2 protein-coding genes are annotated in these 1,192 nt (G+C 65.5%); both read right to left on the bottom strand.

The features are described 5' to 3' along the window. On the bottom strand, window positions 1-802 hold an 802-nt coding region (locus AB0E69_RS41070), incomplete at its 3' end, for an IS3 family transposase (RefSeq protein ID WP_360159800.1). 14 nt (window positions 803-816) lie between these two features. Then, entirely contained in the window at window positions 817-1,140 is a 324-nt protein-coding gene (locus AB0E69_RS41065; protein WP_360159798.1) for a transposase, read from the bottom strand. Window positions 1,141-1,192 lie beyond the last annotated feature (52 nt).

Here is a 1,192-nt window from a genome sequence, read left to right as displayed (position 1 = left end):
AGTGGAGTCTTTGGCGGTTGTAGAAGATTTCGATGTATTCGGCGACCGCGGTTCGTGCTTGGGTGCGGGTGGGCCAGGTTTGGCGGTGGTAGAGGTCGTTTTTGAGGGCGGCGAAGAAGGTTTCGGCGGCGGCGTTGTCCCAGCAGACTCCGGTGCGGCCGAGGCTGGTGCGGATGTGGTGGGCGCGGCAGAACCGGACGTATTCCGCGGAGGTGTATTGACCTCCGCGGTCGGAGTGGAAGATCGCGCCGGGCCGGACCCGGCCGGCCTGGATCGCCATCTGCAGGGCGTCGGTGACCAAGGATGTGCGGGTATGGTCGGACAGCTGCCAGCCGATGACCATCCGGGTGGCCAGGTCGATCGCGGTGGCCAGATACAGCCATCCCTGGTCGGTGCGCAGGTAGGTGATGTCGCCGACCAGTCGCTCGCCTGGAGCGCAGCTGCTGACGGCGAAGTCGCGTTCCAGCAGGTCCGGTGACTGCACCGGTTGCTCACCCGGTGCAGTGGTGCGCCGGTAGCCGCGTGGCTGAACGGCTTTGAGGCCGAGCTGTCGCATCAGACTCGCGACCAGTCCGACACTGCAGTCAAAGCCCTCGCGGTTGAGCTGCGCCGTGACGCGTCGGCAACCGAACGTCTGCCGGGCCTGATCGAACACCCGGCGTACCTGGATTTCCAGCTCACCGCGCCGCGCCGCGGTCGGTGTCTGAGCCCGGACCCGCCAGGCGTAGTACGACGAGCGCGGCACCTTCAGCAACCGGCACATCCACGCCACCGGGTAGTTCGCCTTCTCCGCCTCGATCAACGCGCACCGCGCGGCTACTGCGATGTCCGGGCGAAGAAGGCCGCGGCTTTTTTCAGGAACTCGTTCTCCATCCGCAACCGCGCGACCTCGGCCTCCAACTCCTCCTCCCGAGACCTCCCAGCCTCTCGACGCGGACCCGTACCCGGCGCCGGCGACCGGCGAAACGGCTCACCACGACCCAAATTCACCCGCTGAAAGTCAACGACCCACTTGTTCAGCGTCTGCCGCTCGATCCCCAGATCCCGCGCGACATCAGCAACCGTCCGATCCGACCCCAGCACCATCTGCACCGCCTCAGCCTTGAACTGCGCACTGAACCGACGACGCTTCTCAGCCATGAACAAATCCTCTCAAGCAAGAGCACCTGTCCAACAACCTTGGTACACCCCA

Source organism: Kribbella sp. NPDC026611 (assembly GCF_040638345.1).
In the GTDB taxonomy this organism is placed as follows: domain Bacteria; phylum Actinomycetota; class Actinomycetes; order Propionibacteriales; family Kribbellaceae; genus Kribbella.
Note: the sequence above shows the minus strand (reverse complement) of the source record. Positions and strands in the feature narration are given on the sequence as shown.